Source organism: Streptomyces sp. NPDC093089, assembly GCF_044754405.1.
GTDB lineage: Bacteria > Actinomycetota > Actinomycetes > Streptomycetales > Streptomycetaceae > Streptomyces.
Genome location: NZ_JBIVPA010000008.1, coordinates 141,862 through 168,434, shown reverse-complemented (window position 1 = coordinate 168,434; position 26,573 = coordinate 141,862). Strand labels below are relative to the sequence as shown.

The 26,573-nt window shown below is 73.6% G+C and carries 26 protein-coding genes; 12 read left to right on the top strand and 14 right to left on the bottom strand.

Going from position 1 to position 26,573, the window contains the following annotated elements; genetic code table 11:
* Window positions 1–22: 22 nt before the first annotated feature.
* Together ectB and ectA are read right to left on the bottom strand one after the other, a co-directional pair.
* Window positions 23–1,306, bottom strand: coding sequence for a diaminobutyrate--2-oxoglutarate transaminase (ectB, locus tag ACIQFX_RS20220; protein ID WP_402464979.1), 1,284 nt, complete (start codon window positions 1,304–1,306; stop codon window positions 23–25).
* A gap of 100 nt (window positions 1,307–1,406) precedes the next feature.
* A complete protein-coding gene (gene ectA / locus ACIQFX_RS20215; RefSeq protein ID WP_402464977.1) occupies window positions 1,407–1,937 on the bottom strand; it encodes a diaminobutyrate acetyltransferase in 531 nt (176 codons plus the stop codon).
* A gap of 323 nt (window positions 1,938–2,260) precedes the next feature.
* Here ectA and ACIQFX_RS20210 point away from each other — a divergent pair, with 323 nt between their 5' ends.
* The gene (locus tag ACIQFX_RS20210; protein WP_402464974.1) at window positions 2,261–2,716 is read left to right on the top strand and encodes a serine hydrolase; all 456 of its coding nucleotides are present in this window, start codon (window positions 2,261–2,263) and stop codon (window positions 2,714–2,716) included.
* A 57-nt stretch (window positions 2,717–2,773) separates the two neighbouring features.
* Here ACIQFX_RS20210 and ACIQFX_RS20205 read toward each other — a convergent pair whose 3' ends face one another.
* Both ACIQFX_RS20205 and ACIQFX_RS20200 read right to left on the bottom strand, forming a co-directional pair.
* Window positions 2,774–3,577 carry an endonuclease I family protein gene (locus ACIQFX_RS20205; protein ID WP_402464972.1) on the bottom strand — a complete coding sequence of 268 codons (804 nt, stop codon included), beginning with the start codon at window positions 3,575–3,577 and terminating at the stop codon, window positions 2,774–2,776.
* 187 nt (window positions 3,578–3,764) lie between these two features.
* On the bottom strand, window positions 3,765–4,229 hold the full coding sequence (locus ACIQFX_RS20200) for an Lrp/AsnC family transcriptional regulator (RefSeq protein ID WP_376481277.1): 465 nt from the start codon (window positions 4,227–4,229) through the stop codon (window positions 3,765–3,767).
* 119 nt (window positions 4,230–4,348) lie between these two features.
* Here ACIQFX_RS20200 and ACIQFX_RS20195 point away from each other — a divergent pair, with 119 nt between their 5' ends.
* From ACIQFX_RS20195 to ACIQFX_RS20185, 3 genes are all read left to right on the top strand, one after another.
* Window positions 4,349–5,464 carry an asparaginase gene (locus ACIQFX_RS20195; protein WP_402464969.1) on the top strand — a complete coding sequence of 372 codons (1,116 nt, stop codon included), beginning with the start codon at window positions 4,349–4,351 and terminating at the stop codon, window positions 5,462–5,464.
* Window positions 5,465–5,800: 336 nt separating this feature from the next.
* A complete protein-coding gene (gene aspA / locus ACIQFX_RS20190; RefSeq protein ID WP_402464967.1) occupies window positions 5,801–7,234 on the top strand; it encodes an aspartate ammonia-lyase in 1,434 nt (477 codons plus the stop codon).
* A gap of 171 nt (window positions 7,235–7,405) precedes the next feature.
* Window positions 7,406–9,055, top strand: coding sequence for a GMC oxidoreductase (locus tag ACIQFX_RS20185; protein WP_402464964.1), 1,650 nt, complete (start codon window positions 7,406–7,408; stop codon window positions 9,053–9,055).
* Between the two features lie 129 nt (window positions 9,056–9,184).
* On the opposite strand, the gene ACIQFX_RS20180 is transcribed toward ACIQFX_RS20185, so the two are convergent.
* The 4 genes from ACIQFX_RS20180 to ACIQFX_RS20165 form a co-directional block, all read right to left on the bottom strand.
* Window positions 9,185–9,673, bottom strand: coding sequence for a carboxymuconolactone decarboxylase family protein (locus ACIQFX_RS20180; protein WP_376489570.1), 489 nt, complete (start codon window positions 9,671–9,673; stop codon window positions 9,185–9,187).
* Window positions 9,670–10,749: a dihydrodipicolinate reductase gene (locus tag ACIQFX_RS20175; protein WP_402464961.1), complete on the bottom strand. Its 1,080-nt coding sequence runs from the start codon at window positions 10,747–10,749 to the stop codon at window positions 9,670–9,672. The genes ACIQFX_RS20180 and ACIQFX_RS20175 overlap by 4 nt, the downstream gene beginning before the upstream one ends.
* An 80-nt stretch (window positions 10,750–10,829) precedes the next feature.
* The gene (locus ACIQFX_RS20170; protein ID WP_402464958.1) at window positions 10,830–11,270 is read right to left on the bottom strand and encodes a GNAT family N-acetyltransferase; all 441 of its coding nucleotides are present in this window, start codon (window positions 11,268–11,270) and stop codon (window positions 10,830–10,832) included.
* A gap of 137 nt (window positions 11,271–11,407) precedes the next feature.
* Entirely contained in the window at window positions 11,408–12,820 is a 1,413-nt protein-coding gene (locus ACIQFX_RS20165) for a pyridoxal phosphate-dependent decarboxylase family protein (RefSeq protein ID WP_402464956.1), read from the bottom strand.
* A gap of 188 nt (window positions 12,821–13,008) precedes the next feature.
* Here ACIQFX_RS20165 and ACIQFX_RS20160 point away from each other — a divergent pair, with 188 nt between their 5' ends.
* The gene (locus ACIQFX_RS20160; RefSeq protein ID WP_402464953.1) at window positions 13,009–13,800 is read left to right on the top strand and encodes a hypothetical protein; all 792 of its coding nucleotides are present in this window, start codon (window positions 13,009–13,011) and stop codon (window positions 13,798–13,800) included.
* 125 nt (window positions 13,801–13,925) lie between these two features.
* On the opposite strand, the gene ACIQFX_RS20155 is transcribed toward ACIQFX_RS20160, so the two are convergent.
* The 4 genes from ACIQFX_RS20155 to ACIQFX_RS20140 form a co-directional block, all read right to left on the bottom strand.
* Entirely contained in the window at window positions 13,926–15,305 is a 1,380-nt protein-coding gene (locus ACIQFX_RS20155) for an NAD(P)/FAD-dependent oxidoreductase (protein WP_402464951.1), read from the bottom strand.
* A gap of 145 nt (window positions 15,306–15,450) precedes the next feature.
* Window positions 15,451–16,653 (bottom strand): YncE family protein, encoded by a 1,203-nt coding sequence (locus tag ACIQFX_RS20150; RefSeq protein ID WP_402464948.1) that lies wholly within the window; start codon window positions 16,651–16,653, stop codon window positions 15,451–15,453.
* 172 nt (window positions 16,654–16,825) lie between these two features.
* Window positions 16,826–17,407 carry a dienelactone hydrolase family protein gene (locus tag ACIQFX_RS20145; protein WP_402464946.1) on the bottom strand — a complete coding sequence of 194 codons (582 nt, stop codon included), beginning with the start codon at window positions 17,405–17,407 and terminating at the stop codon, window positions 16,826–16,828.
* Between the two features lie 96 nt (window positions 17,408–17,503).
* Entirely contained in the window at window positions 17,504–17,884 is a 381-nt protein-coding gene (locus ACIQFX_RS20140; protein ID WP_402464944.1) for a hypothetical protein, read from the bottom strand.
* A gap of 202 nt (window positions 17,885–18,086) precedes the next feature.
* Between ACIQFX_RS20140 and ACIQFX_RS20135 the strand changes: the two genes are divergently transcribed.
* From ACIQFX_RS20135 to ACIQFX_RS20110, 6 genes are all read left to right on the top strand, one after another.
* The gene (locus ACIQFX_RS20135) at window positions 18,087–19,295 is read left to right on the top strand and encodes an RNA ligase (protein WP_402464941.1); all 1,209 of its coding nucleotides are present in this window, start codon (window positions 18,087–18,089) and stop codon (window positions 19,293–19,295) included.
* A 2-nt stretch (window positions 19,296–19,297) separates the two neighbouring features.
* Complete coding sequence (locus tag ACIQFX_RS20130; protein WP_402464938.1) at window positions 19,298–20,212, top strand: AAA family ATPase; 915 nt, start codon at window positions 19,298–19,300, stop codon at window positions 20,210–20,212.
* Window positions 20,213–20,278: 66 nt separating this feature from the next.
* Window positions 20,279–20,980, top strand: coding sequence for a ribonuclease H (locus ACIQFX_RS20125; RefSeq protein ID WP_402464935.1), 702 nt, complete (start codon window positions 20,279–20,281; stop codon window positions 20,978–20,980).
* Window positions 20,981–21,269: 289 nt separating this feature from the next.
* On the top strand, window positions 21,270–21,953 hold the full coding sequence (locus ACIQFX_RS20120) for a GNAT family N-acetyltransferase (RefSeq protein ID WP_402464932.1): 684 nt from the start codon (window positions 21,270–21,272) through the stop codon (window positions 21,951–21,953).
* A gap of 353 nt (window positions 21,954–22,306) precedes the next feature.
* Complete coding sequence (locus ACIQFX_RS20115; protein WP_402464929.1) at window positions 22,307–23,395, top strand: enoyl-CoA hydratase/isomerase family protein; 1,089 nt, start codon at window positions 22,307–22,309, stop codon at window positions 23,393–23,395.
* Window positions 23,392–24,315, top strand: coding sequence for a glutaminase (locus tag ACIQFX_RS20110; RefSeq protein WP_402464926.1), 924 nt, complete (start codon window positions 23,392–23,394; stop codon window positions 24,313–24,315). The genes ACIQFX_RS20115 and ACIQFX_RS20110 overlap by 4 nt, the downstream gene beginning before the upstream one ends.
* 40 nt (window positions 24,316–24,355) lie before the next feature.
* Here the strand turns inward: ACIQFX_RS20110 and ACIQFX_RS20105 are convergent, their stop codons facing one another.
* Both ACIQFX_RS20105 and ACIQFX_RS20100 read right to left on the bottom strand, forming a co-directional pair.
* Window positions 24,356–24,967 (bottom strand): TetR/AcrR family transcriptional regulator, encoded by a 612-nt coding sequence (locus tag ACIQFX_RS20105; RefSeq protein ID WP_402464924.1) that lies wholly within the window; start codon window positions 24,965–24,967, stop codon window positions 24,356–24,358.
* A 145-nt stretch (window positions 24,968–25,112) separates the two neighbouring features.
* Window positions 25,113–25,838, bottom strand: a complete 726-nt coding sequence (locus ACIQFX_RS20100; RefSeq protein WP_402464921.1) for a lysophospholipid acyltransferase family protein — start codon at window positions 25,836–25,838, stop codon at window positions 25,113–25,115.
* A gap of 199 nt (window positions 25,839–26,037) precedes the next feature.
* Between ACIQFX_RS20100 and ACIQFX_RS20095 the strand changes: the two genes are divergently transcribed.
* Complete coding sequence (locus ACIQFX_RS20095; RefSeq protein ID WP_402464919.1) at window positions 26,038–26,454, top strand: hypothetical protein; 417 nt, start codon at window positions 26,038–26,040, stop codon at window positions 26,452–26,454.
* Window positions 26,455–26,573 lie beyond the last annotated feature (119 nt).

Here is a 26,573-nt window from a genome sequence, read left to right as displayed (position 1 = left end):
GGGCGGCGGGCCCGGGGCGTGATCAGGCGGCGAGGCGGCCGGCGGCGTGGCGCACGGAGCGGGCCAGGATGCCGAGGCCCTCGTCGAGTTCGTCGTCCGTGGCGGTCAGCGGCGGCAGCAGTTTGACCACCTCGCCGTGCGGCCCCGACGTCTCCAGGAGCAGCCCGAGTTCGAAGGCCCGCCGGCAGACGGCCTCGGCGCGCTCCCCGTCGGCGAACTCCAGGCCCCAGACCAGACCGCGGCCCCGGACGGCGACGCCGGCGCGCCCGTCGCTGCCGCAGAGGTCGAGCAGGGCGCTCTCCACCCGGCCGGCCCGGCCGAGGGTGCGCTCGCGCAGGACGCCGTCGCGCCAGTACGCGTCCAGGGCGGCGGTGGCGGTGACGAAGGCGGGGTTGTTGCCGCGGAAGGTCCCGTTGTGCTCGCCCGGCTCCCAGACGTCGAGCTCCGGTTTGAACAGGCACAGGGCCAGGGGCAGGCCGTAGCCGCTGATGGACTTGGAGAGGGTGACGATGTCGGGCGTGATGCCCGCCTCCTCGAAGGAGAAGAAGTCGCCGGTGCGCCCGCAGCCCATCTGGACGTCGTCCACGACGAGGAGCATGCCGTGCCGGCGGCAGAGCTCCGAGAGCGCGCGCAGCCACTCGGCGCGGGCGACGTTGACGCCGCCCTCGCCCTGGACCGTCTCGACGATCACGGCCGCGGGCTGGTCGAGGCCGGAGCCGGGGTCGTCGAGGAGCCGCTCGAACCAGAGGAAGTCCGGGACCCGCCCGCCCAGGTAGTGGTCGAAGGGCATCCGGGTGGCGTGGGGGAGGGGGACGCCCGCTCCGGCGCGTTTGGCGGCGTTGCCGGTGACGGCGAGCGAGCCGAGGGACATGCCGTGGAAGGCGTTGGTGAACGAGACGACGGTCTCGCGCCCGGTCACCTTGCGGGCGAGCTTCAGCGCGGCCTCGACCGCGTTGGTGCCCGTGGGGCCGGGGAACATCACCTTGTAGGGCAGCGCGCGGGGTTCCAGGATCGTCGAGCGGAAGGTCTCCAGGAAGTCGCGTTTGGCCGTGGTCGACATGTCGAGGCCGTGGGTGACGCCGTCGTCGGCGAGGTAGTCGAGCAGGGCGCGCTTGAGCACCGGATGGTTGTGGCCGTAGTTCAGCGAGCCCGCCCCGGCGAAGAAGTCGAGGTACGGCCGCCCCTGCTCGTCGTGGAGCCGGCTCCCGCTGGCCCGCTCGAACACCACCGGCCAGGCGCGGCAGTAGCTGCGGACCTCCGATTCGACGGTCTCGAAGACGGAGGGGGCGATGTCGGTGAGGGTCACGGAGTGTCTTCTCCAGGGTCTGGTTCGGCGTGGGAGCTGCGGGACGGTTCGGGCGGCGGGCCGGTTCGGGCTGCCGTGGCGGTTCACGGGGCGGGGAGGTTCACGGGGCCGGGTGGTCGAGGGGGCCGATGCGGTACAGCACTTCGGACTCGTGCCCCGTCGTGGGGAAGGCGGCGGACGGGAACAGGACCTCCTGGGTCAGGTCCGCCCCGTGCCGCCGCGCGTAGGACCGGAAGAGCCGGTCGGACGCCAGGTTCCCCGGCGTGACGGTCGCCTCGATCCCGCGGAGTCCGTGCTCGGCGGCCACGCGGTCGGACAGGGCGTCGAGCAGGTTCCCGGCTACCCCGCTTCCGCGGTGCGAACCCTCCACGGCGACCTGCCAGACGAAGAGCGTCCCCGGCGCGTCCGGGCGCAGGTAGCCGGTGACGAAGCCGATCGGCCGTCCGGAGGCGTCACGGGCGACGGCGGTGGTGTCGGCGAAGTCACGGCACCACAGCAGGTAGCTGTACGGCGAGTTGAGGTCGAGTTCCCCCGAGCCGCGTGCGATCCGCCAGAGCTCGGCACCGTCCGCGAGGCGGGCCGGTCCGATGGAGACGCCGTCGACCGGGGAGGTCAGAGGGGCAGTGGTCATGGGCGCCGAAGTTACCGAGCGAATGAAGGAACTTCCTGGCCCGAAGGTCTTGTTCGAGGCTTCCTTGCGTGATATATGCACCGAAGTCTCGGAAGGGAGGAATCGATCTCCCTGTGCACGGCGAATCGCATGATACTGGGGCAAAATGCCCGTTTGTCACGGATGGATAACGCCTTTTGGAGGAGGGGTCCGAATCCTCAACACCGTGAGAAAATCCGGCGCTTCGCGTTTGAAGGTGCCGGGAGCGGTGATGTGTACGGGTCGACTCCGCGACCCTGTGGCCTGGATCACGCTTCAGGTTGACCTCGTACGGCTGGAGCTACGTGAACACCCACTACGTGCTGGCCCGGCTGGTCGTCGAGAAGGCCACCGGCCGTCCGTTCGCCGACGAGCTGCGGCAACTGATCCCGGCACCGCTGGGGATGACCGGCACCGTGGCGCCGGGTGCCTCGCCCGAGATCTCCGAGCCGCACGACCACGGCTACTGCCGCTCCGAGGACGACGAGCGGGAGCGGGCGGTCGACGTCACCCGCCGGAACCCGTCCCGGGTCGGAGCCGGCGGCGACATGATCTCGACCACGCGGGACCTGCACACGTACTTCTCCGCGCTGAACGACGGCAGGCTCCTGCCCGCCGGTCGGCGCACCCGGGCCGGGGCTTCGGCCCGGTACGAGCTGATCGGCAACCACCGGGAGGGCCGGGTGCCCGTCGCGGCCCGGCTGACCGCGCTCACCGAGGCCGGGCTCCGCTCCGCGGGCGTGCCCCTGCCGCGGCGGTGACGCGGCCGGTGCGCGCCGGACCGGGCACCCGCCGGTGCCCGGTCCGGTGTGCCGGGTCTACCAGATCGCCTCGATCCACTCCGGGTGGTCGATGAACGGGTTCCGGTTGTGCTGGTAGGTGTTGAAGATGATGTCGTTGCGGCGCTCCTCGAACGCGCTCGGCGGGTCCTGCTCGTTCCACTGCTTCAGGACCGAGAGGCGGCCGTGGAAGGGGACGCTGCCGTTCGTGGTCGAGTCGTTGGGCTCCAGGTCCGCCCAGGCGTCGTCGCCCTCGTAGCGGACGGCCATGTAGAGGATCATGCGGGCCACGTCGCCCTTGTCGGCGTCGCGGGGCTCGAACGAGTTGCTGTCCGTGTAGCTGCCGGGAGCGCCGCTGACCGCGCTGCCGCCGTTGTCGAAGTCCTTGTTGCCGCGGATGCTGTTGACCTGGACGTCCGCCGCGCGCAGGTGGTGGAGGTCGGTGCCGGGACCGGCGGAGGTGCCGAAGTTGCCGTGGGACTGGGCCCAGGTGTGCTCGCGGTTCCAGTCGCCGACGTCGCCGCCGTTGAGGGACTTGCTCCGCGAGGTGCCGCTGTAGAGCAGGATCACGTTGGCGGTGTTGTTCGGGTCCTGGTCGGTGGCCTTCAGGGCGTTCCAGACCGCGTCGTACGAGATCTTGCTCTGGCTGCTGATGATGGTGTGCAGCGAGGACTTGAGGCTGGTGCCGGTCTTGCCGATCGCGTTCTTGTAGTACGTGCTGTCGTACGCCGTGGTCGTGGCGCTCGCGGGGGTCGCGGCGACCGTCGGCACGGTGAGGGTGACGAGGGCGGCGGCTATCGAGGCCGCCCGGGCCTTCCAGCGGCCTGTCTGTGCAACGGACATGGGGGGTGCCCTTTCCCGGGTGCGTCACGCGCCGGAACGCGGCCCGGCTCAAGGGTTCCGCGTTCTACGCGTGTTGACTTCGTGTCAGCCGGGAGCGTGGCACAAGACAGGTACCTGTCATGTAACGAGAAGGAGGCTGTTGCGTGACGTTCTCGCATCTCGCGCAACCGAACCGTCCCAGGGATGCTCAGACGCCCCGGACGTCCACCGGCATCCCCTTCGGCTCCTTGATCCGCTTCATGATGATCTGCGAGTTGACCTCCGTGACCCCGGCCAGGGTCGTCAGCCGCTCGATCCACAGCCGCTCGTACGCCGCGAGGTCCGCCACCGCGATCCGCAGCAGGCAGCCGGGGCTGCCGAAGAGCCGGTACGCCTCGATGACGTCCGGGACGTCCTGGAGCGCCTCCTCGAAGGCCTCCACCGTCTCCCGGTCCCGGCGCACCTCCACCGAGACGAGCACCTCGAAGCCGCGCCCCACCGCCGCCGGGTCGATGATCGCCCGGTAGCCCTGGATCACCCCGTCCTGCTCCAGCTGGCGCACCCGCCGCAGGCAGGGGGACGGGCTGAGTCCGACCCGCTGGGCCAGCTCCTGGTTGCTCAGCCGGCCGTCGCTCTGGAGCTCGCGCAAGATGTGGAGGTCGATTCGGTCCATGGCGCAATTATCTACCACGATGAAACGTCACCCCGGGTGATTTCGCAATCGTCTTGCGCACCCCCTGACCTATCGTTGCGGCAGCAGGGCGATATCGGTACGGAGTAAGGACGGCAGGCATGAAGCGGACGAACGACGGGGGAGCGCGCCGGATCGTCGTGATCAGCACCGGCGGCACGATCGCCAGCCGCTGGCAGGGCACCGGATACGCGGCCGACGCCTCCGGGAACGACGTCCTGGCCACCGCCCCCCTCCCCGAAGGCGTCACCGTCGAGGTCGTCGACCTCTTCAACGTCAACAGCTCCCGCATGACCGCCGCCCACCAGCTGACCCTGCTGCGGACCGTCCACGAGACGTTCGCCGACCCCGGCGTCGACGGCATCGTGGTCACCCACGGCACCGACACGCTGGAGGAGACGGCCTTCTTCCTCGACCTCCACCACGCCGACGCCCGCCCGGTCGTCCTCACCGGCGCCCAGCGCCCCTTCGGCACCGGCGACGGCGACGGCCCCGGCAACCTGTACGACGCGCTCCAGGTCGCCGCCACCGTCCGCGAACTCGGCGTCCTCGTCGTCTTCGACGGCCGCGTCCACGCCGCGCGCGGCACCGTCAAGACCCAGACCCTCGCCGCCGACGCCTTCTCCGACCCCTCCGCCGACCGCCTCGGCCGCGTCGGCTTCTCCCGCGTCGACATCGAGCGCCGGCCCGAGCGCCCCGCGCCGCTGCCGCTCCCCGCCGCCGCCCGGACCGCGACACCCGGCGCGACCGGCCCCGACGCCACCCCGCTGCCCCGCGTCGACATCGTGAGCCACCACTCCGACGGCGACCCGTTCCTCTTCGAGGCCGCCGTCGCCGCCGGCGCCCGGGGCATCGTCCTCGAAGCGACCGGGGCGGGCAACGCCACCCCCGAGATCGCCGCCGCCGTCGCGGACGCCGTCGCCCAGGGCGTCCTCGTCGCCGTCAGCACCCGGGTCCCCGCCGGACCGCTCGCCGAGATCTACACCGGCGGCGGCGCCGTCGACCTCGTCGCCGCCGGCGCGGTGCTCACCGGCACGCTCCGCTCCGCCCAGGCCCGGATCGCCCTCCTCGCCACGCTCCTCTCCGGCGGCGGCACCGGCGACCCCGCCCGCAGCTCCGCCCTGCTGCGCCGGCTCCTGGAGGGCCCGGTCCGCGCCGAGCCCGCGCTCGCCACCGGCGGCTCCCGCTCGGCCACGGCCGTCGCCGGCCGCGCCTGACCATCGCTAGCCGCGCCTGACCATCGCCGGCCGGAGGATTTGTCGATCGAGCCGGCCGCGCCTGACCGTCGCCGGCCGCGCCTGACCGTCGTCCCCGAGGGTCTCGTCGACCAGGCCGGGCGCGCGGCGCCCGGGGCGGGCTCCCCGACCCGACCCGACCCGACCCGGCCTGACCCGGCCCGATCGACACGCCCCCTGAACCCCCGGCTCGCGGGCGGCGCCCCCCCCGGCCCGCCCGCGAGCCGGCGCCCACTTCCCCGCCGAGGGGCCCTCCGGCGCGTCCGCGCCGGCGGCCCCGCCCTTTCGCATGCCCGCACCCCCTCAAGGACGCCCTCCATGGTTCCCGCACCGGCCCCGTACGACGCACCCGTCCGCAGCGAGCACGACCTGCTCGGCGACCGGGAGGTCCCGGCCGACGCCTACTGGGGCGTGCACACCCTGCGCGCCACCGAGAACTTCGCCATCACCGGCACCCCGATCTCGGTCTACCCGCTGCTGATCGAGGCGCTGGCCGCCGTCAAGGAGGCGGCCGCCCGGGCCAACGAGGAGCTCGGCCTGCTCCCCGCCGACAAGGCCGCGGCCATCGCCGGCGCCTGCCGGGAGATCCGCGCCGGACGCCTCCACGACCAGTTCGTCGTGGACGTCGTCCAGGGCGGCGCCGGCACCTCCACCAACATGAACGCCAACGAGGTCGTCGCCAACCGCGCCCTCGAACTCCTCGGCCACGCCAAGGGCGACTACGCGCACCTGCACCCCAACGAGGACGTCAACCTCGGCCAGTCCACCAACGACGTCTACCCGACCGCGATCCGCATCGCCGCGATCGGCGCCGCCCGCGAACTCCTGAAGGCCATGGCCGTCCTCCAGGACGCCTTCGCAGCCAAGGCCCTGGAGTTCCGCGAGGTCGTCAAGATGGGCCGCACCCAGCTCCAGGACGCGGTGCCCATGACGCTGGGCCAGGAGTTCTCCACGTACGCCGTGATGCTGGAGGAGGACCGCGGCCGGCTCGCCGAGGCGATCGAGCTGATCCACGAGATCAACCTCGGCGCCACCGCCATCGGAACCGGCCTCAACGCCGCTCCCGGCTACGCGGAGACCGCCCGCCGCCACCTCGCCGGGCTGACCGGGCTGCCGCTCGTCACCTCGGCCAACCTGATCGAGGCCACCCAGGACTGCGGCGCCTTCGTCCAGCTCTCCGGTGTCCTCAAGCGCATCGCGGTCAAGCTCTCCAAGACCTGCAACGACCTGCGGCTGCTCTCCTCCGGGCCGCGCGCCGGCCTCAACGAGATCAACCTGCCGCCCGTCCAGGCCGGTTCGAGCATCATGCCCGGCAAGGTCAACCCGGTGATCCCCGAGGTCGTCAACCAGGTCGCCTTCGAGGTGATCGGCAACGACATCACCATCACCATGGCCGCCGAGGCCGGACAGCTCCAGCTCAACGCCTTCGAGCCGGTCATCTTCCACGCCCTGTCCAAGAGCATCCTCTCGCTCCGCGCCGCCTGCCTGACCCTCGCCGAGCGCTGCGTCACCGGCATCACCGCCAACACCGAGGCGCTCCGCGCCGCCGTGGAGAACTCCATCGGCCTCGCCACCGCCCTCAACCCGCACCTCGGGTACACCGCGGCCACCGCCATCGCCCAGGAGGCGCTCGCCACCGGCCGCGGAGTCGTCGAACTCACCCTGGAGAAGGGCCTGCTGCCCGCCCATCGGCTCGCCGAACTCCTCACCCCCGAGCGCCTCACCGGTGCTCCGGGACCGTCCCTGGCCTGACCGCCGCACCCCCACGCCTCTGCCACGGCGACGGGCGGCCCCGTGCCGCGCCCCTAGCAGAGGCGATCAAGAGGGCCTGTCCGGCCCGAAGTTACCCGGCAGTTTCTCGTGACTTCCTCGACGGCCAGTCGTAGAACGTGTTCCCATTCACTCGCGAGTGAGGAAGATCACATGAGTGAACACCCCCTGTCCGTCCAGGGAAGTCGCCGAGTCAGCCGTCGGGGATTCCTCGCGGGAACAGGTTCCGTTCTCGGCGCCGCCGCCCTCGCCGGCACGATCGCGACCCCCGCCCGCGCCGAGGTCCCCGGCCTGAACTGCACCCCCATCACCGACGGTTCCCAGGTGCGCGCCCTCGTCATCGGCACCGGCTACGGCGGCTCCGTCGCCGCCCTCCGGCTCGCCCGCGCGGGCGTGGACGTCCACATGATCGAGATGGGCATGGCCTGGGACACCCCGGGCCCCGACGGCAAGATCTTCGCCAACACCACCACCCCCGACTACCGCTCCTTCTGGCTGCGCACCCGCACCAAGCAGCCGCTGAGCCAGTTCCTCGGCTTCCCGCTCGACAAGGACGTGCCCGTCCACACCGGCATCCTCGACGCCGAGGACTTCGCCGGGATCACCGTCTACCAGGGGCGCGGCGTCGGCGGAGGGTCCCTCGTCAACGGCGGCATGGCCGTCACCCCGCTCCGGGAGCGCTTCCCGGCGATCCTCCCGACCGTCGACCCCGCCGAGATGTACGCCACCTACTACCCGCGCGCCAACGCGGGCCTCGGCGTCACCTCGGTGGACGTGAACTGGTGGGAGAACGCGGACTGCTACCAGTACGCCCGCGTCGGCCGCAAGCACGCCCAGCGCTCCGGCTTCCCCTTCGTCTTCGTGCCCAACGTCTACGACTGGGACTACATGAAGCAGGAGGCCGCAGGCGCCGTCCAGAAGTCCGCCCTGGCGGGCGAGGTCATCTACGGCAACAACGCCGGCAAGAAGAGCCTCCAGAAGACGTACCTCGCCCAGGCCGCCGCCACCGGCCGGGTGAGCGTCTCCCCGCTCCACCGGGTGACCTCCGTCAGTCCGGCGGCCGCCGGGGGCTACACGGTCGTCATCGACCAGATCGACACCACCGGCGCCACCCTCGCCACCAAGACCGTCCGCGCCGACCGGGTGTTCTTCGCCGCCGGCAGCGTCGGCACCAGCAAGCTCCTCACCCGCCTCAAGGCGACCGGCGCCCTGCCGGCGCTCAACGAGCACATCGGCAAGGGCTGGGGCGACAACGGCAACGTCATGTGCGGCCGCGCCAACCACATGTGGGACCCGACCGGGAAGCTCCAGTCCGCCATGCCCACCGCGGGCATCGACAACTGGGACGCCGGCGGCGCGTTCGCCGAGGTCGCCCCGCTGCCCACCGGCATCGAGACCTACGCCTCCTTCTACCTCTCCATCACCCGCACCCCGCGCCGTGCCGAGTTCTCCTGGAACCCGTCCACCGGCAAGGTCGACCTGAGCTGGGACCGGGCCTGGAAGCAGACGTCCATCGACATGGCCAAGTCCATCTTCGACAAGATCAACAGCAAGGAGGGCACGATCTACCGCACCGACCTCTTCGGCGCGTACAAGATCTGGGGCGACCACCTCACCTACCACCCGCTCGGCGGCGCGGTCCTCGGCAGCGCGACCGACAACTACGGCCGCCTCCGCGGCTACTCCGGCCTCTACGCCATCGACGGCTCCCTCATCCCGGGCAACACCAGCGTCAACCCGTTCGTCACCATCACGGCCCTCGCCGAGCGCAACATCGAGCGCATCATCGCCGAGGACTTCTGAGCGGACCCGCCCGCGCGAGCGTTCGCCCGACTGGGGCCCCGCCCGCGCGAGCGCCCCGCCGGGCTCCCGCCCCGCACGCCGAAGGGGCCGACCGGTTCTCGAACCGGCCGGCCCCTTCGCGCGCCGGGCTCAGCCCGTCGGCAGCACGCACACCGTGTCGAGCCCGAGCACCCGGTTGAGCCGCCCGAAGGCCAGCCAGGAGCCCAGGCTCATGGTCAGCTCCACGATCTCGGCCTGGCTGTACCGGGCCGTCATGCGCGCCCAGAACTCCTCGTCGAGACCGTGGTGGTCCAGTGCGTACCGCTCCGCGTACTCGGCCGCGAGCCGGGTCCGCTCGTCGAAGGACTCCGAGACCTCCGTCGTCCGCCAGGCCGCGACGACCTCGTCGAAGCCCTCCTCGACCTTCACACCGTCCCGGTCGGTACGCCAGTCCAGGCAGAACCCGCACCCGTTGATCTGCGCGATGCGCAGCCGCGCCGCCTCGAACTCGCGCAGGCCCAGGGTCGTGTGGGCGTACACCGACAACGAGAAGTTCGCCGCCGCCGTCCCGATCTCCGGAACCATGTCGCCCCACACGTACCCGATGGGCTCCTGGCCCTCGGGGATGTCGATGATCACCGTGCTCTCCTTCCCAGCTTCCCGACCGCCGGCCGCAGCGGTACGTCCAGCGCGTCGTACAGTCCCGGTTCCGCCGCCACCAGCCAGTCGATGGCCCCGACCAGCCGGCCCACGGCCGTGGCGTTCCCGCCCGCCGACCGGTTCTCGCCCTCGTCGGTGGCCGCCACGGTCACCTCGATCCGGGGGCTTCCCTCGACGATCACCCGGTGGGCGCCGGCGCCGTCCGGCGGCACCGGCCAGTCCGGCGCGCAGGAGGGGTGGATGCGGGTGACGTGCTCGATCACGATGCGGGGCTCTCCGCCGACGATGCCCTGCACCTCGAAGCGGATCGCGCCCTGCGTCCCGGCCTCGAAGACGCCCATCGTCCGCGTCTTGACCGTGGACTCCAGGGGGCGGCGCTCCGTCGTCTCGCGGATCTCGTCGACCTCGGCGCCCAGGGCGCGGGCCATCAGCCGGATCTGGCCGCCCCAGATCATCGTCGGCACCGAGGGCCACAGCATCGGCGGCTCGTACTCCAACGGCTTGCCCATGCCCACCAGTTCCCTGACCGACTCCTCCTGCTCGTACGTCGAGTAGTCGAAGATCTCCTGGCACCGGATCACGTCCACGGTGGCGGCGAGACCGCTGACGAGCAGCGGCAGCACGTCGTTGCCCCAGCCCGGGTCCACGCCCGACACGAAGAGCGATCCGCCTCCCTCGGCCACCGCCGCGAGCACCGGATCGCGGAACTCCGGCGGCGCGTTGCGCTGGTCGTACAGCGGATAGAGCGCGGGCGTCACCACCACCGCGCCGGCCGCCACCGCCCGGGCCACGTCGGCGAGGGCCCCGTCGGGCCGGGTGTCGCCGGAGGCCGCGTACACCACCGCCCCCGGCCGCCCGCCGAGCACCGCCGCCACGTCGTCGCCCGCCGGCACGCCGAGTTCGCGCCCCAGCCCCGCGAGCAGGCCCGCGTCACGGCCGACCTTCGCCGGGTCGGACACCAGCACGGCCGCGAGTTCGAGCCCTGGATGGGCGTCCACGGCCCGAATGGCCGCGCGCCCGACATTTCCGGTACCCCACACCACCGTCCGAATCATGCGCGGAGGGTAGCGCCGGGCCCCGAAGGTTCCCAGACCCGCGACAGCATGACCTGACGAATCGTCAGATCTTTTCGGGGTCAGGCCAGTCGCAGGGTGACGAACGGAACCGTGTCGCCCGGCAGGAGGTACCGCTCCACCTCGACGAAACCGCGCGCCAGGGCGAACCTCAGCCCCTCCTCGTTCGAGGCGAGGACCACCGTCTCCACTCCCTCGCCGCTCAGCGTCCGGGCGTGCGCGAGCCCCCGCTCGTACAGCGCCGTCCCGAAGCCGCGGCCCCGGAACCCCGGCAGCGTCCGGGCGATGACGGTCGCCGCGGGAGCCTCCCCGTCCGGCGGACGCACCGTCGAACAGCCCACCGCCACGTCCCCGAGATAGGCGACGTCCAGCCGGTTGCGGCCGGCCCGCTCCCGCACCTCGTCGGCGGAGAGCACCGCCGTCGGGATGACCGTGTTGTGCACGGCCCGCCAGTCGGCGAGCTGCTCGGGAGTCCGCGCCCGCTCGATGTGAAGATCGCTCATCGCCGCAGCAAACCGCGCCCCCGGCGGCCGGGTCAACCGCTTTCGGGCCCGCCCCCGCCGCCCGCTCCCCGTCCCCGCCGGCCGACACTCACGCCACCGCCCCGCCGCCTCCCGCCCCCGTCCCCGCCGGCCGACACTCAGACCCCCGCCCCGCCGGACAGCCCCCGGACCGCCCGCGCCAGCGCCTCCCGCACCCGGTCCGCGTCCGCCTCCGTCGTACGCCAGTTGCTGAACGCGGCCCGCAGCGCGGGCGTCCCGTGCAGCACGGTCGGGGTGAGGAACGCCTCGCCGGAACCGGCGACCGCCCCGGCCAGGGCGGCCAGCCGCTCGGGCGTCGGCCCGTCGGCGAGGGTGAAGCAGACGACGTTCAGGTGCACCGGCGCGAGCAGGCGGAGCCCGGGGACGGCGCCGATCCCCTCGCCCAGCCGCCGGGCCAGCGCGACACAGCGCCCGACGATCTCGGCATGTCCCTCGCGCCCGTACGCCGTCAGCGAGAACCAGGTCGCCAGCGCGCGCAGCCGCCGGGAGTTCTCCGGGGTCAGGTGCAGGAAGTCGGGGGTGCCGGTCGGGAGTCCGAGGTACGGCGACTCGTTGTGGAAGACCCGCACCTGGAGGTCCTGGCGGCGGGTGAACTGCACGGCGGCGTCGTACGGCACGTTCAGCCACTTGTGCAGGTCCACGCAGATCGAGTCGGCGGCGTCGAGCCCGTCGACGAGCGGGGCGTGCGCGGGGGAGAGGGCCGCGAACGCGCCGAACGCGGCGTCCACGTGCAGCCAGAAGTCGTACCGCTCCTTCAGGGCGGCGATCGCCCGCAGGTCGTCGAAGTCGACCGTGTTCACCGTCCCGGCGTTCGCGACCACCACGGCGGGCTCCCCGTCCAGCGACTCCAGCGCCTCGGCCAGCCGCGCCACGTCCACCGCCTCGCGCGCCCCGCCCAGCAGCGGCACCGACCGCAGCCGGTCGCGGCCCAGCCCCAGGACGGACAGCGCCTTCGTGACGCTGGAGTGCGGACTGCCGGACAGCACGTGCACCGGGCCGAGCGCGCCCACGCCCTCCCTCGCCACCGACACGCCCCGGCGCTCGCCCAGCCACTCCCGGGCCACGGCGAGACCCACGGTGTTCGACATCGTCGCCCCGCTGACGAACGCGCCCCGGTGCGCCCCGCCCAGCCCGAACAGTTCCCGCAGCCACCCGACCGTCTCGCGCTCCAGTGCGTCGGCGGTCGACCCGCCGCCGCTGGAGCCGTTCTGGTCGTACGCGCCGGTCAGCCAGTCCCCGGTGAGCGCCGCCGGAGTGACACCACCCGTCACGAACCCCAGATAGCGCGGCCCCGCAGAACCCGAGAAGCCCGGCTCCCAGCGCCGCGCGAACCGCTCCAGCGCACCCTGCGCGCCCACGCCCGCCGACGGCAGCCCGTCGGGTGCGGGCGCCTTCGCCGCGCCGACGACCGGCCGCTCCGCGAGCACGGACAGCTCACGGGCCGCGAAGTCACGTGCGGACTGCAGGAGTTCGGGAAGCCGCGCGAGGTCAGCGGCGAGCACGGGATGCATGGCCCCACCCTAGGCAGGCCCGGTGCGCGGACGCGGGGGCCAATCCGGAGAGAGTGGCCTGCCGGTCTACCTGCCCGTCTGCCGTGCCGGAGGCGTCCGTACGGGTGAGGGCGCGGGAACGGCGCGACGGCGGACCGCCGAACGGGTACGCATCGCTGCATTGCCCCCGGCCAGGAGGATGTCGTCCCATGTCCGTACGCAAGGGCGCCCCCGCGCTGCTGAGCGCCGGCGCACTGTGCGCGGCCCTGCTGCTCAGCGGCTGCGCGAGCACCGCACCCGCGAACCCCGCCGCCGCGCGGACCCCCGCGAGCGAGCCCGCCGCGGGTGACGCCCGGCCCGAAGTGGTTCGGCCGGACACCGCCGCCAACAGCCTCGCGTCCGCGCCCGTCTCCCGCATCCCCGGCATCGGCCCCGCCACCCGGGCCTTCGTCCCGGACGGCACGTCCCAGGTGCTCGTCGTCACCGGCGCGGGCCCGGACTCCGACAGGTCCACCGTGACGCTGTACACGCGGGACCGGGCCGGCCGATGGGCCGAGGAAGCCGGGCCGTGGCCCGCGCACAACGCGTTGCGGGGCTGGACCTCCGACCACGTCGCGGGAGACCTGCGCACGCCGATCGGCGTGTTCCGGCTCGGCGACGCGGGCGGCCGGCTGCCCGACCCCGGCTCCCGCCTCCCGTACGACCAGGACCCGGAGTTCGCGATCAGCGGTACGGGCTTCTCCGGCGAATCCCTCGAAGGCTCCTTCGACCACGTCGTCGCCATCGACTACAACCGGGTCCCCGGCCGCACCCCGCTCGACAAGGAGCGCCCGCTCGGCGCCGAGAAGGGCGGCGGGGTCTGGATCCACGTCGACCACGGCGGGCCCACCCAGGCCTGTGTGACCCTGGAACGCGAGGCGCTCCGCGCACTCCTGCGCGCCCTCGACCCGGCGAGGGAGCCCGTCGTGGTCATGGGGCCGGCCCCCGAACTCGCGCGCTGACGGCGGTCTCGCGCGCGAGTTCGAGGGCCGGGTGCCTGGCGGCGGTGCCGGGTGCCTGCCGGCGGGTTTCGGGTCCCCGGTACCGAGTACCGCGTCCCGCTGGTCGGCCACCGCGTGCCGGGCCGTCAGTTCCCGCCGGCTCCGACCGCCCCGCGGAAGGAGGCCGTGTGCTCGCGGACCTGCTCCGGCGTCAGATAGGCGTCGCTGTACTCGAAGTCCCGCAGCGTCCCCGACTTCGAGGCCAGGAACCCGGTCCGTACGTAGTCGTCGCCCGCGGCGGCGTTGAGCAGCCAGTTCGTCATCACCCGGGTCTTGGCCACGTTGGTCCGCAGCGCGGCCCAGTGGTAGGCCCGGGCCACGGCCTGCGCCGGCATGCCGTGCAGCTCGACGCCGAGCGGCTTCGAGACGCCGTCCATGCCGCCGAGGTCCACCACGAGCCCCAGGTCCTTGTGGACGTACGGGTGAGTGGGCTCCCCGCGCAGCGTGGCGACCAGGTTGTCGGCGACGGCCTTGCCCTGCCGCATCGCGTGCTGCGCGGTCGGCGGGCAGATCGCCCCCTCCTCGCCCTTGGCGAGGTCGGGCACCGCCGCCGCGTCGCCGAGGGCCCACACGCCTTCGAGGCCCGGCACGTCCATCTCGGCCGAGACGACGAGCCGGCCGCGGAGGGTCTCCGCGCCGAGGGTGCCGATCAGCGGACTCGCGGCGACGCCGGCCGTCCAGATCAGCGTGCGGCTCGGCAGCACCCGACCGTCGGTGAGCGTCACCGCCTCCTCGTCGACCGAGGCCACCGAGACGCCGAGCGACACCTCGATGCCGCGCTTGGTCAGGATGTCCGTCGCCGCCGAGCCGAGCTTCTCGCCCAGCTCCGGCATCAGCTTCGGCGCGATGTCGACCAGGTGCCACTTGATGAGGTTCGGGTCGAGCCGCGGATACCGCTTGACCGCGTTGTGGGTGAGCAGCTGGAGGCAGGCCGCCGTCTCCGTGCCCGCGTAGCCGCCGCCGACCACCACGAACCGCAGGCGCGCGGCCCGCTCCTCGTCGTCGTTGCTCGCGTCGGCCAGGTCCAGCTGGGCGATGACGTGGTCGCGGATGTAGACGGCCTCCGCCAGCGTCTTCATGCCCCGCGCGTGCTCGGCGAGCCCGGGGATGTCGAAGCTGCGGGTCACGCTGCCGGGCGCGAGGACGAGGTGGTCGTAGGGCTCGGTCACGTACTCGCCGGAGATCGTGCGCACCACGCAGACCTTCGCCGCCGTGTCGATGCCCACCACGCCGCCGGGGACGATCCGGGTGCGGTGCCGCTGGCTGCGCCGCAGCGACAGGGCGACCGACTGCGGGGTCAGCACCCCCGCCGCCACCTGGGGGAGCAGGGGCAGGTACAGCTGGTACGAGAACGGCGACAGGAGTGTGATCAGCGCCTCCCGCTCCGTGAGCCGCCGTTCGAGCCTCCGCACACAGCCCACTCCGGCGAATCCCGCGCCCACCACGAGAATCCTCGGTCGAGTCACGCTGTCCGCCCTTCCGTACGGGCGTGCGATACGCCCTCGCCTGTGGCTGAACGAGCCGATTCGGCGATGTGCCGCCGGCTGTCCGTCGGCTATCCGTAATTCACCCTTTTTATCCCCATTGTCGGTGTATCGCTCCTCGGCGGGATCAGAGGACGGCGATCCCGAGGGGGCGCGACCCGGCGGCGAGGCGCCGGGTGTCGCCCGAGGCGAGGTCGACGACGCTCAGGCCGTCCCAGTAGCCGTCGCGGGTGAATCCGCCGGTCACGTACGCGGTCCGCCCGTCGCGGGAGACGGCCACGCTCTCGTGCGGCCCTTCCAGGGGGTGGACCCGCTCGGCCCCGGCGGGGGTGCGGACGGTGAGGGAGGGACCGCGGTCCACGGAGGGGTCGATCGGGCCGGTGCCGACCGTGAACAGGGTGCCGTCGGCGGTGACGGTGGCGCCGTGCTGGTGGGTGTTCGCGGTCATCGGCTCGATCGTCGTCCGCCCGGTCCGCGGGTCGACCACCGCGAGCCGCTCGCCCTCGAACGGGAGCAGCAGCTTGCCGTCCGAGGGACGGACGGCCGTGTAGTGCGGCTTGAGCCAGGAACCGAGGCCGCCCTCCGTGCCGTACGGGGCGACCTCCACGCGCCGCGTCCGCAGGGTGTCCGCGGCGACGACCGTGACGTCGAAGGAGTCGTGGTTGGTCGCGTACACCTCGGCGCCGTCCCGCGACACGTCCACGTCGAAGGGGCGCCGACCCACCTCGACCGCGTCCGTGACCTGCAGGGCCGCCGTGTCGACGACCTCCAGGGTGCCGTTGCCGCCGGGCACGTTCACCCCCACGTACACCCGGCGCCCGTCCGGCGAGAGCGCGATGCCCATGCCCCCGCCCCGGTACTCGCCCGTCGTCACCGGTCCGGTGTCCGTCCGGTACGGGACGAGCGCGAGGCGCTCCCTGGCCGCCGTGTCCACCACGGCCACCCCCTCGGCGGTCGCCACCCACGCGCGCCCGTCCTCGCCGACGACCAGCCCGTACGGGGCGGTGCCGACCTTCACGGAGCCCGTCGCCCCGCGCGTCGGGTCGACGAAGGTGACGGTGTCGGAACCGAAGTCGCCGACCAGGAGGGTGCCCGGGGCCGGCGCACCCGCCGAGCCCTTCGGCGCCGGGGTCACGGTGACGGACCCGCCCGGCGAAGCCGCCCCGGGGGACGACGGCGCGGCCGGGGAGGAGCCTCCGGCGCGCGGCGTCGAGTCCGCGGCGGAGGCCGCCCCTCCGGCCCCCTGCGCGCACCCCGCGAGCAGGACGACGGCCACCGCCGCGGGCACGAGCACCCGGACGGAACGGGGCGAACGGCGGAACGCTGTCATGACGGACTCCTCGCTACGGGGGACCACACGGCCCGGAAGGGTCCGCGCCCTGTACCGATCCTCCGCCCGCGCCGCGCCCGGCACGGTCCGCCGCCCGGCCCCCGGCCCGCGGCGGGACGGACGACCCGCGGGTCCACCGATCGGTTGACCCGGAGCCCGCGGCGGAGCCGGCTCAGCGCCCGACGCCGCCCAGGAAGCACAGCACGCGCTCGACGCACAGGGCGGCCGCCTCCGGCACGAAGGACGGCGCCCCGCGCTCCGCGAAGAGGTGCGAGGTCCCCGGATACAGGAACAGCCGGCGGTCCTCGGAGTCCGCCACGAGCGCCCGCGCCGCGTCGACGTCGCCCTCGTCGACGAAGAACGGGTCGGCGTCCATGCCGTGCACCTGCGCGGGCACGCCGGCCGGCCAGGCCGTGCCGAAGGAGTCGACGGGCACGCAGGCGCTCAGCAGTACGGCACCGAGCGCCCCGGCCCGGGTCTGCGCCAGCTTCTGCGCGGGGAGCGCGCCGAGCGAGAACCCGGCGTACACGATCTCCTCCGGCAGTCCGTCGGCGGCCCGCACGCCACGCTCCAGGAGCGTGGCGAAGCCGACCTCCCGCGCGTACCCGACCCCGGCCTCCACGTCGGTGAACGTGCGCCCCTCGTACAGGTCGGGGGTGTGCACCGTGTGCCCCGACCGTCGCAGCTCGCCGGCGAACGCGGCGACCCCCTCGGTCAGTCCGAGCGAGTGGTGGAACAGCAGAACCTCGGCCATGTCGTCATCCCCTGATCACCGTACGCGGCCCGCCCCGACGCACGGCACGGGCCATTGCGGGGACAGCATCGCGTACGGCACCGACAACGGGGCCGACTACAGCTGGGGCCGGTGCGGCATGACGGCGGCGCCCGGCTGGGGGTGGGCCATCACCGCGGCGCCCTGACCCATGCCGTTCGGACCGAGACCGCCGGGGCCGAGACCACCCGGGCCCATCCCGCCCTGGACCATGCCGTTCTGCCCCATGCCGTTCGGGACGCCCATGCCGCCCTGGTGGCCCGCGACGGCGACCTGCGCGCCGACGCCCGCGTGCGCGACCTGCGCCTGCGGCCCCGGAACACCCTGCGGCGGCATCTGGATGACCCGGCTCAGGTCCCGCAGAACCTCCTCGGCGACCTGGCGGACGTCACCCGGAACATCCCCTCGCTCCCGTATGAGCTCGGCGTAGATCGGTGCCGTGCCGTCCGCGTGGTTCATGGGGCTCGCTTCCTTCGACTGCGCCGGTTCCGTCACCGACGGGCGACGGCGAGTCTACGGGGCACCACCGACACGCCGGGCTCGGGAGCCAGGGCGCCGCCTCCGGAACGAGCCCCCGAGGGGGCCCCCGCCACCCGATATTCGCTGTCCTCCCCGGCCCTCCCCGCCGAGAATGGATCACCGAACAACCGGGAGGGACCACATGAGCCAGGCGACCCTGACTCTGCACGACCTGATGCCGTCCGACGAGCTCGCCACCGCACTCGACGAGGGGCATGTCACACGCAAGCGGCACCCCGAGCTGCCGCTGTCGATCTACACGTACACGCGCGCGTGCCAGTACGCCCAGCACTGGAACCGGGCGACCACACGCTGCCGCGGCCTCGTCGCCGACGACGCCACCGGACGGATCGTCGCCCTCCCCCTCCCCAAGTTCTTCAACCTGTCGGAACACGCCGGCGGCCGCCCCTACGCGCCGCCGCTGCCCGACGAACCCTTCGAGGTCTACGACAAGGTCGACGGCAGCCTCGGCGTGGTCTTCCACTACGGGGACCGCTGGCACGCCGCCTCCAAGGGCTCCTTCAGCAGCGCCCAGGCCACCTGGGCCCAGCGCCGGCTGGACGCCGCCGACACCTCGGGCCTGACCCCGGGCGTCACGTACCTCGCCGAGATCCTCCACCCGCAGAACCGCATCGTCGTGAACTACGGCGACCGGCGCGACCTGGTCCTCCTGGCCGCCTTCGACCGCGACGGCACGGAGGTCCCGCTCGCCGAGGCCGCCGGCTCCTGGAAGGCCGTCGGCTCGGTCGTCCGCACCTGGCCCGCCATGACCCTCGCCGAGCTCACCGCCCACACCGAGGCCAACACCCTGCCCGGCGGCCTCCCCGCCACCGGCACCGACGCCGAGGGCTTCGTGCTGCGCTTCGCCTCCGGCCTGCGCGCCAAGGCCAAGCTCACCGAGTACGTACGCCTCCACAAGGTGCTCACCGGCGTCACCGAACGCGACATCTGGCGCGGCCACGGCATCCAGCGCTTCGCCGCCGTGCCCGCCGCCCTGCTGGCCAAGGGCATCGGCTGCTCCGTCGCCGAGGTGGAGGCCTCCGGGGGCAAGCCCCTCGACGCCCTCCTCGAACAGGTCCCCGACGAGTTCGACGCCTGGGTGCGCGAGGTCGTCGCGGGCCTCGAAGAGGCCGCCGACCGGCGCGAGCGCGCCGTCGACGAGGCCTACACTCGCCTGGCACACCTCGCCGGCGACCGGGCCGCCTTCGCCCGCGCCGCCGCCGAGGTGACCGACCGGGGGGTGCGAGCCGCCCTCTTCCTGCGCCTCGACGGGCGCCCCACCGACCTCCTCGTGTGGCGTCAGATACGCCCCGAGGCCACCGACCCCTTCACGCACGACGAGGAGAACTGAACGTGCCTGTCGTCCACGTCATGACCGGCCTCCCGGCCTCCGGGAAGACGACGGCCGCCCGCGCCCTCCAGGCCGCCGCCGAGGGACGCGTCCGCCGCGTCAACCTCGACGACCTGCGCTCCATGCTCGACCTCCCCGCGACCGACCGGCGCTCCCACACGCACGAGCAGACCGTGCTGGGCATCCAGGACGCCGCCGTCCGCGCGGCCGTGGACGACGGCTTCGACGTCGTCGTCGACAACACCCACCTGACCCCGCACATCCCCAAGCGGCTCAAGGCCGCCGTCGCCGGCCGGGCCGCCACCTTCGTCGTCCACGACTTCACCGACGTCCCCGTCGACGAGTGCGTCCGCCGCGACGCCGCCCGCGACCGGTCCGTCGGCGAGGAGATCATCCGCCTGCTCGCCGACAAGCACGCCAAGGCCACCCGCGGCGGCTGGCGCCTCACCGCGGAATGGCTCAACGACCGGCCCGCCGGCCTGCCCTACGTCGCCGACCCGGCCCTCCCCTCGGCCGTCATGTGCGACATCGACGGCACCCTCGCCCTGCGCGGCGACCGCGGCCCGTACGACTTCACGCGCTGCGACGAGGACCTGGTCAACCCCTCCGTCCGGGACGCCCTGCGGGCCTTCCGGCACGCCGAGAGCGACCGGATCGTCCTGCTGTCCGGCCGCAGCGAGGACCACCGCGCCCTCACCGAGACCTGGCTCGACCGGCACGAGGTGCCGTACGACGAGCTGTGGATGCGGGCCTCCGGCGACGGCCGCGGCGACGACATCGTGAAGGCGGAGCTCTTCGACGCCCACGTGCGCCACCGCTACGCCGTCCGCGTCTCCCTCGACGACCGCGACCGCGTCGTCGCCCTCTGGCGCCGGATGGGCCTGCCCACCTGGCAGGTCAACTACGGGGCCTTCTGACGACCGTCCCCCGCGCGGTCACGGGGGTGGGGCCACCCACCCCCGTGACCGTGTCAGGATCGTGGGATGGTGGAAAAGATCATCGCGGCGTGCGACGGCGCGTCGAAGGGAAACCCCGGCCCCGCGGCCTGGGCATGGGTCATCGGCCGCTCCGACGGCGGGGTCGACCGCTGGGAGGCGGGGCCCCTGGGCCGGGCGACCAACAACGTGGCGGAACTCACGGCCCTGGAACGGCTCCTGGAGGCCCTCGACCCGGGCGTGCCCGCCGAGGTCCGCATGGACTCGCAGTACGCCATGAAGGCCGTCACGACGTGGCTGCCGGGCTGGCGCCGCAAGGGCTGGAAGACCTCGTCGGGCTCTCCCGTCGCCAACAAGGAGCTCGTCGTGCGCATCGACGCGCTGCTCACCGGCCGGGACGTCGCCTTCGTCTACGTGCCCGCCCACCAGGTGGACGGCGACCCGCTCAACGACGCCGCCGACCGCGCGGCCAGCCACACCGCCCGCACCCAGGAGCCCACGGGCTCCGCGACCGGCGCGCCGCTGCCCCCGCCGGAAGCCCCGTCGCGCGCCTCCGCGCCCCGGGCGCGCGCCTCCGCCGCCTCCTCCACGGGGTCGTCGTCCGCGGCCTCGTCCACGCGGCGGAGTCGCCCGTCCGGCGGCACCCTCAAAGCGAGATTTCCCGGCCGCTGTCGCTGCGGCAAGGCCTACGACAAGGGTGAGTCCATCGCCAAGAACCCGGACGGCTGGGGCCATCCGACCTGCGTCTGAAGGCGGGGGCCGTCCGACTGGCGGGCGGCCCTGTCCGGCTCGTGAGACTGCCGAAACGGGGTGCGCGGCAGGCTTCACCCACGTGTGGGCACGGGTTCTTCCCGGGTTCTGTTCTCGGAGCGGTTGTGGCTGCATACTGTTCCTCCTCGCACCTGGTGACGAACCGTTTTACCTGCGATTTCGTCGCTTTCACGACGTGATCCGTCACCCGGCGAGAACCTCCCTCCTGCTGCCGCCGCGGCCACTCCTCGGCGGTAGCCTTCCCTGCCCGTGAAAGACCCGAGGTTCCGTGCCAGTACCTGTTCTCCTGACCGGGCGCTCCGTGCGCCTGGAGCCGCTGGCGATGCGGCACGCCGAAGCCCTCGCGCGGGCCGGCGGGGCGGACCGATCGGCCTACGCCTTCACCCCCGTACCCGACGGCCTCGAATCGGCCCTCGACTACATCGCCCGCGCCCTCTCCGATCAGGCGGCAGGCCGGTGCCTGCCCTTCGCCCTGGTCAGTACGGCCGACGAACGAGTCATCGGGTCCACCCGATTCCTCGAACTCGACTACTGGCGCGGACCGCTGGTCTGGCCCCCGGTCCCCGGCATGCCCCACGGCGATCCGCTGACCGCCGTCCCGGACGCCGCCGAGATCGGGAACACGTGGATCTCCGGTGCCGCCCGGGGGACCGGCATCAACACCGAGGCCAAGTACCTCATGCTCCGGCACGCCTTCGAGGCCTGGGGCGTCCGCCGCATCACCCTGCGCGCCGACGCCCGCAACACCCGCTCCCGGGTCGCCATCGAACGCCTCGGCGCCACCTGCGAAGGTGTCCGCCGGGCCCACTCCCGGGGCCTCGACGGAGCCGTCCGCGACACGGCCTTCTACTCGATCCTCGACGACGAGTGGCCCACCGTCCGGGACATCATCGAGCTCCGCATGTCCACCCCCCGCCAGGTCCGCGTCCCCCAGGACCTGCTCCCGGCCTGAGCCCCCGGGAAACCGGCCTTCCACCCGTCCGACGGGCGCTCGCGCGCCCGTCGGACGGGTGGTTCCATGGAAGGGACGGGAAGGACCCGGCATGAGGATGCGGAGGAGCGGTCGCAACCGGGCCGCGCACCGTGCAATCAGGATCCGCGAGAAGCGGATGAGTCCTTCCCGCCCCTGATCTGCCCGGCCGCCTCCCGGGCCGCCGGCCGGGACGTCCCGGCCCCGGGGCCCGCCGTCGCGCCGTCCCGCCCGCCGCTCTCCTCCGCCGTCACCGGCCCTCGCCCCGATCGGCCCGCGCCCGCCCGGTACCGTGATCGAAAACAGCGAGCCGCGCGACCCGAAAGGACCGAGTGATGGTGCCGACCGGAACCCCCGACGTGCTTCTCCGGACGGAGGGGCGTGCCGGTTTCATCACCCTGAACCGGCCCCGTGCCATCAACGCGCTCACCCATGCCATGGTCCTCGCCGTCGACGGCGCGCTCACCGCGTGGGAGCACGACCCCGAGGTCACCACGGTGGTCGTCGAGGGGGCCGGCGAGCGGGGCCTGTGCGCCGGCGGCGACATCCGCGCCATCCACGAGGACGCCCGCGCCGGAGGCTCCGCGTCCGCGGCCTTCTGGCGGGACGAGTACCGGCTCAACGCCCGGATCGCCCGCTACCCGAAGCCGTACGTCGCCCTCATGGACGGCATCGTCATGGGCGGCGGCGTCGGCGTCTCCGCGCACGGCTCCGTCCGCGTCGTCACGGAGCGCTCCCGGGTCGCCATGCCGGAGACCGGCATCGGCTTCGTCCCCGACGTCGGCGGCACCTACCTCCTCGGGCGAGCCCCCGGCGAACTCGGCACCCACCTCGCCCTCACCGGCGGGGCCGTCGGCGCGGCCGACGCGCTCCTCGCGGGCCTCGCCGACCACTTCGTCCCCGCCGCCGAACTGCCCGCCCTGGTCGAGGACCTGAAGCGGCTGCCCGCCGCGGAGGCCGTCGCCCGCCACGCCGTCGCGGCCCCGGCCGGCGTCCTCGCCGAGCAGCGGGAGTGGATCGACGCCTGCTACGGCGCCGCGGACGTCGAGACCGTCGTCGAGCTGCTCTTCGACGCCGGCGTCCCGGCCGCCAAGGAAGCCGCCACCACCCTCCTCGCGAAGTCGCCGACGGCCCTCAAGGCCACGCTGGCGGCCGTCCGCCGCGCCCGCCTCCTCGGGACCCTGGAAGAGGTCCTTGACCTGGAGTTCCGCGCCTCCTGCGCAGCCCTGACCACCCCCGACCTCGTCGAGGGCATCCGCGCCCAGGTGGTCGACAAGGACCGGAACCCCCGGTGGACCCCGCCGACCCTCGCCGAGGTCACCGACGCGGACGTCGCCCGGTACTTCACCGCGCCGCCCGGCGGGGACCTCGGGCTCGCGGGCACGCCGGCGGACGCCGACCGGGATGCCCGAGACCGGGCATGACCGCGAACACCTCCTTCCAGCCCGTCCTCGACCGGATCGCCGAGGAAGTCGCGGAGCTCGCCGAGCGGGGCACCCCGGCCGACTACATCCCCGCCCTCGCCGCGGGCGACCCGCGGCGCTTCGGCATGGCCGTGGCGGAACTCGACGGCACGGTCTACGGGGTGGGCGACTGGCGGCACCCCTTCTCCACGCAGTCCGTGACCAAGGTCTTCACCCTCGCGCTCGCCCTCGCCGGGGAGGGCGAGGAGTTGTGGACCCACGTCGGCAGGGAGCCCTCCGGCGACCCGTTCAACTCCCTCGTCCAGCTGGAGTACGAGCACGGCATCCCGCGCAACCCGTTCATCAACGCCGGCGCCCTCGTCGTCACCGACCGCCTGCACCGCCTCACCGGCGACGCCTCCGGCAGCCTGCTCGCCTTCCTCCGGGCCGAGAGCGGCAACCCCGACCTCGCCTTCGACCCCGGCGTCGCCGCGTCGGAGGCGGCGCACGGCGACCGGAACGCCGCCCTCGCCCACTTCATGGCCTCCTACGGGAACATCACGGGCCCCGTTCCCGACCTGCTGCGCGAGTACTTCCGGCAGTGCTCGCTCGAAGCGTCCTGCGCCGACCTGGCTCTCGCCACCGGCTTCCTCGCCCGGCACGGCCTCCGCGCCGACGGCAGCCGCCTGCTGACCCGCAGTCAGGCCAAGCAGGTCAACGCCGTCATGCTCACCTGCGGCACCTACGACGCCGCCGGCGACTTCGCCTACCGCGTCGGCCTCCCCGGCAAGAGCGGCGTCGGCGGAGCCGTCGTCGCCGTCGTCCCCGGCCGCTGCACCCTCTGCGTCTGGAGCCCCGGCCTCGACGCCCGCGGCAACTCGGTCGCCGGCGTGACCGCCCTCGACCGCTTCACCACCATCACCGGCCTGTCCGTGTTCTGACCCCCGCCCCGACCCCGGGCGCGCCCGCGCGGGCCTTCGTTCAGCGCGGCGGCCAGTCCGGGGCCGGGTCCTCGTCGAGCAGGGGCCGCAGGGCCCCGACGACCGCCCCGACGCACACGTCCCGCAGTTCGGTACGGGTACAGGTCTCGTGGGTCAGCCAGTCGACGCACAGCGCCTGCACGAAGACCAGCCAGCTCTTCAGCACCCCCGAAACGGCCGCCCGGGTCCGCTCGTCGGCGAGCGGCAGCACCCCGAGCAGACGCTCGCGCAGGGCGTCGAGTTCCTCGGCGATGATCGTCTGGACGAGACGGTCGCCGGCCAGCACGCGGTTCGCCGCGAGGACCGTGTTCCGGTTCTCCGCGAAGTACGCGATGTGCGCGTCCAGCCCCTCGACCAGTTGCTCGACGAGCGTGTCGGCGGGGTCGAGCCGTGTCTTCGCCAACAGGTCCTCGGAGACCGCCTGGTAGAGCGCGGCGAACAGGTCGCGCTTGCTCGGGAAGTGCTGGTAGAGCAGCGCGCGGGAGACGCCGGCGCGCTCGGCGACCGCCTCCATCCGCACCTCGTCGTACGGCTGCGCCGCGAAGAGGACCGCGGCGACGTCCAGGAGCTGGGCGCGGCGTTCGGCGGGGCTGAGGCGTCGTCGGGGAGGCACTCCGCCATGTTACTTGACACGCGTCTAGTAAGCGGCCGTACGGGCGGACGCCGAGGGGCACTCGGCGCCGCGCGCCCAGGACGACACGGCCTGACGGACCGTCGGCGGATCGGCTTGTGGCGCCGCGCCGAAGAACGCCGGTGGATCAGCCGCGGCGCCGGTCAGGCCGCCCCCGCCGGCCCGCGCGCGGCGGCACGGCGGGTGACTCGTCGGCGAAGGCCGCCGGTTCGCCCAGGGCTCCCGCCGCCGTGCGCCAGGCCTCGGTCACGGCGCCGTGGGCGAGCCGCGTCGCGGCGGCCACGTCGGCGGGCAGCCGGAGCGGGGTCCCGATGTGGACGTGGAGGCCGGGTCGGCGGACGGGCGCCGTGAGGACTCCGGCGATCTGCTTCGCGCGACCGCCGGAGGTGATGCGCCGGGCCCCCGCCTGCCCGATCGGCACGACCTGCGCCCCGGTGGCGCCGGCGAGCCGGGCGAGCCCGGTGCGGAACATCTCGGGCGGGTTCTCGGCGGCGTCGAGGCGGGGCGGGATGCGGCCCTCGGCGTACAGCATCACGTGCCGTCCCGAGGCGAGGGCGACCGCGGCGGCGTCGAGCGCGGCGGCGGCCCGTGCCGAGTTCCGGTGGACCGGCACGTGGCCTTCGCGGGTCAACGCCCGGCCGAGCACCGGGACGCGCCACAGACCCGCCGTGGCGAGCACCACCGGCTCCAGGGCGAGGCGCTTGCGGAGCGCGGCGAGGACCAGGGCGGGGTCGGCCGTCGACGTGTGGTTCACGACCAGGATGCTGCCGGGCTCGATGGAGGCTCCGGCGTCCGCGGTGACGGTCAGCCGGCCGAACAACGGCACGACGCGGGCGGCGAGACGACTGAGCACGGACGACCCCTGACTCCGGGAAGGATGCGCTGACCGGACCATCGTCGCCCTGCCGTGGGGGTACGGGGATGAGCACGCGTACTCACCCGCGTACCCAACCGCACTGTGTACGGGGCCGGGTGGCCCGCGCGTCCCGCCCCCGGGCTAGGCTGAGCGCGACGGGTCGGCCGACACGACGGACGAGGGGAGGTGCGGGGCGGTGAGGTTCTCCCCCCGACGGCTCGCGACCCTCCTGCCCGTGCTGCTCTGGGCGATCTCGTCCCTCCTCCTGCTCTCTCCGTCCGGTGCGACGGCCGTGGGCGCCGCGGCGCCCGTGAGCGCGGTGTCGGCCCCGCACGGCCCGGCGGTCCCGGAGGCCCCGGCCGCGCCGGCCTCCCGCCAGGTCGCCTCGCCGGAGCCGCACTTCGGGGCCTCCGCCGGCGTACGGGTGACGGCGGCCGTGGAGAACCCGGTGCGGTTCCCCGGAGCCCCCGCCGCCCCGGCCCCGGCGATCGCCGACGTTCCCGTACCGGCACGGGGCGTCGTGGTGGGCGATCCGCGCCGTGAGCGGGCGCCGCCCGGCGGTTCGCACGGTCCGCGGGATCCCCGCGGGCCTCCTTCTCCCCGGCACGACTGACGCTCTCCCGCGTCGCCGTCCGGGTCTTCGGCATGCCCCGGACCGGTCGGCGACGCGCATCCGACCGTACGTCCGGCACGGCCGGCCAGGGCTCCCCGTGAAGGGTGACGCCCGCCGGA

What these genes read in the sequence shown, in the direction of transcription:
- ectA (WP_402464977.1), bottom strand. Translation starts at nt 1,937, where the DNA reads ATGACCACTGCCCCTCTGACCTCCCCGGTCGACGGCGTCTCCATCGGA.
- ACIQFX_RS20205 (WP_402464972.1), bottom strand. Translation starts at nt 3,577, where the DNA reads ATGTCCGTTGCACAGACAGGCCGCTGGAAGGCCCGGGCGGCCTCGATA.
- ACIQFX_RS20200 (WP_376481277.1), bottom strand. Translation starts at nt 4,229, where the DNA reads ATGGACCGAATCGACCTCCACATCTTGCGCGAGCTCCAGAGCGACGGC.
- ACIQFX_RS20195 (WP_402464969.1), top strand. Translation starts at nt 4,349, where the DNA reads ATGAAGCGGACGAACGACGGGGGAGCGCGCCGGATCGTCGTGATCAGC.
- aspA (WP_402464967.1), top strand. Translation starts at nt 5,801, where the DNA reads ATGGTTCCCGCACCGGCCCCGTACGACGCACCCGTCCGCAGCGAGCAC.
- ACIQFX_RS20185 (WP_402464964.1), top strand. Translation starts at nt 7,406, where the DNA reads ATGAGTGAACACCCCCTGTCCGTCCAGGGAAGTCGCCGAGTCAGCCGT.
- ACIQFX_RS20175 (WP_402464961.1), bottom strand. Translation starts at nt 10,749, where the DNA reads ATGATTCGGACGGTGGTGTGGGGTACCGGAAATGTCGGGCGCGCGGCC.
- ACIQFX_RS20170 (WP_402464958.1), bottom strand. Translation starts at nt 11,270, where the DNA reads ATGAGCGATCTTCACATCGAGCGGGCGCGGACTCCCGAGCAGCTCGCC.
- ACIQFX_RS20165 (WP_402464956.1), bottom strand. Translation starts at nt 12,820, where the DNA reads ATGCATCCCGTGCTCGCCGCTGACCTCGCGCGGCTTCCCGAACTCCTG.
- ACIQFX_RS20160 (WP_402464953.1), top strand. Translation starts at nt 13,009, where the DNA reads ATGTCCGTACGCAAGGGCGCCCCCGCGCTGCTGAGCGCCGGCGCACTG.
- ACIQFX_RS20150 (WP_402464948.1), bottom strand. Translation starts at nt 16,653, where the DNA reads ATGACAGCGTTCCGCCGTTCGCCCCGTTCCGTCCGGGTGCTCGTGCCC.
- ACIQFX_RS20145 (WP_402464946.1), bottom strand. Translation starts at nt 17,407, where the DNA reads ATGGCCGAGGTTCTGCTGTTCCACCACTCGCTCGGACTGACCGAGGGG.
- ACIQFX_RS20140 (WP_402464944.1), bottom strand. Translation starts at nt 17,884, where the DNA reads ATGAACCACGCGGACGGCACGGCACCGATCTACGCCGAGCTCATACGG.
- ACIQFX_RS20135 (WP_402464941.1), top strand. Translation starts at nt 18,087, where the DNA reads ATGAGCCAGGCGACCCTGACTCTGCACGACCTGATGCCGTCCGACGAG.
- ACIQFX_RS20125 (WP_402464935.1), top strand. Translation starts at nt 20,279, where the DNA reads ATGGTGGAAAAGATCATCGCGGCGTGCGACGGCGCGTCGAAGGGAAAC.
- ACIQFX_RS20115 (WP_402464929.1), top strand. Translation starts at nt 22,307, where the DNA reads ATGGTGCCGACCGGAACCCCCGACGTGCTTCTCCGGACGGAGGGGCGT.
- ACIQFX_RS20110 (WP_402464926.1), top strand. Translation starts at nt 23,392, where the DNA reads ATGACCGCGAACACCTCCTTCCAGCCCGTCCTCGACCGGATCGCCGAG.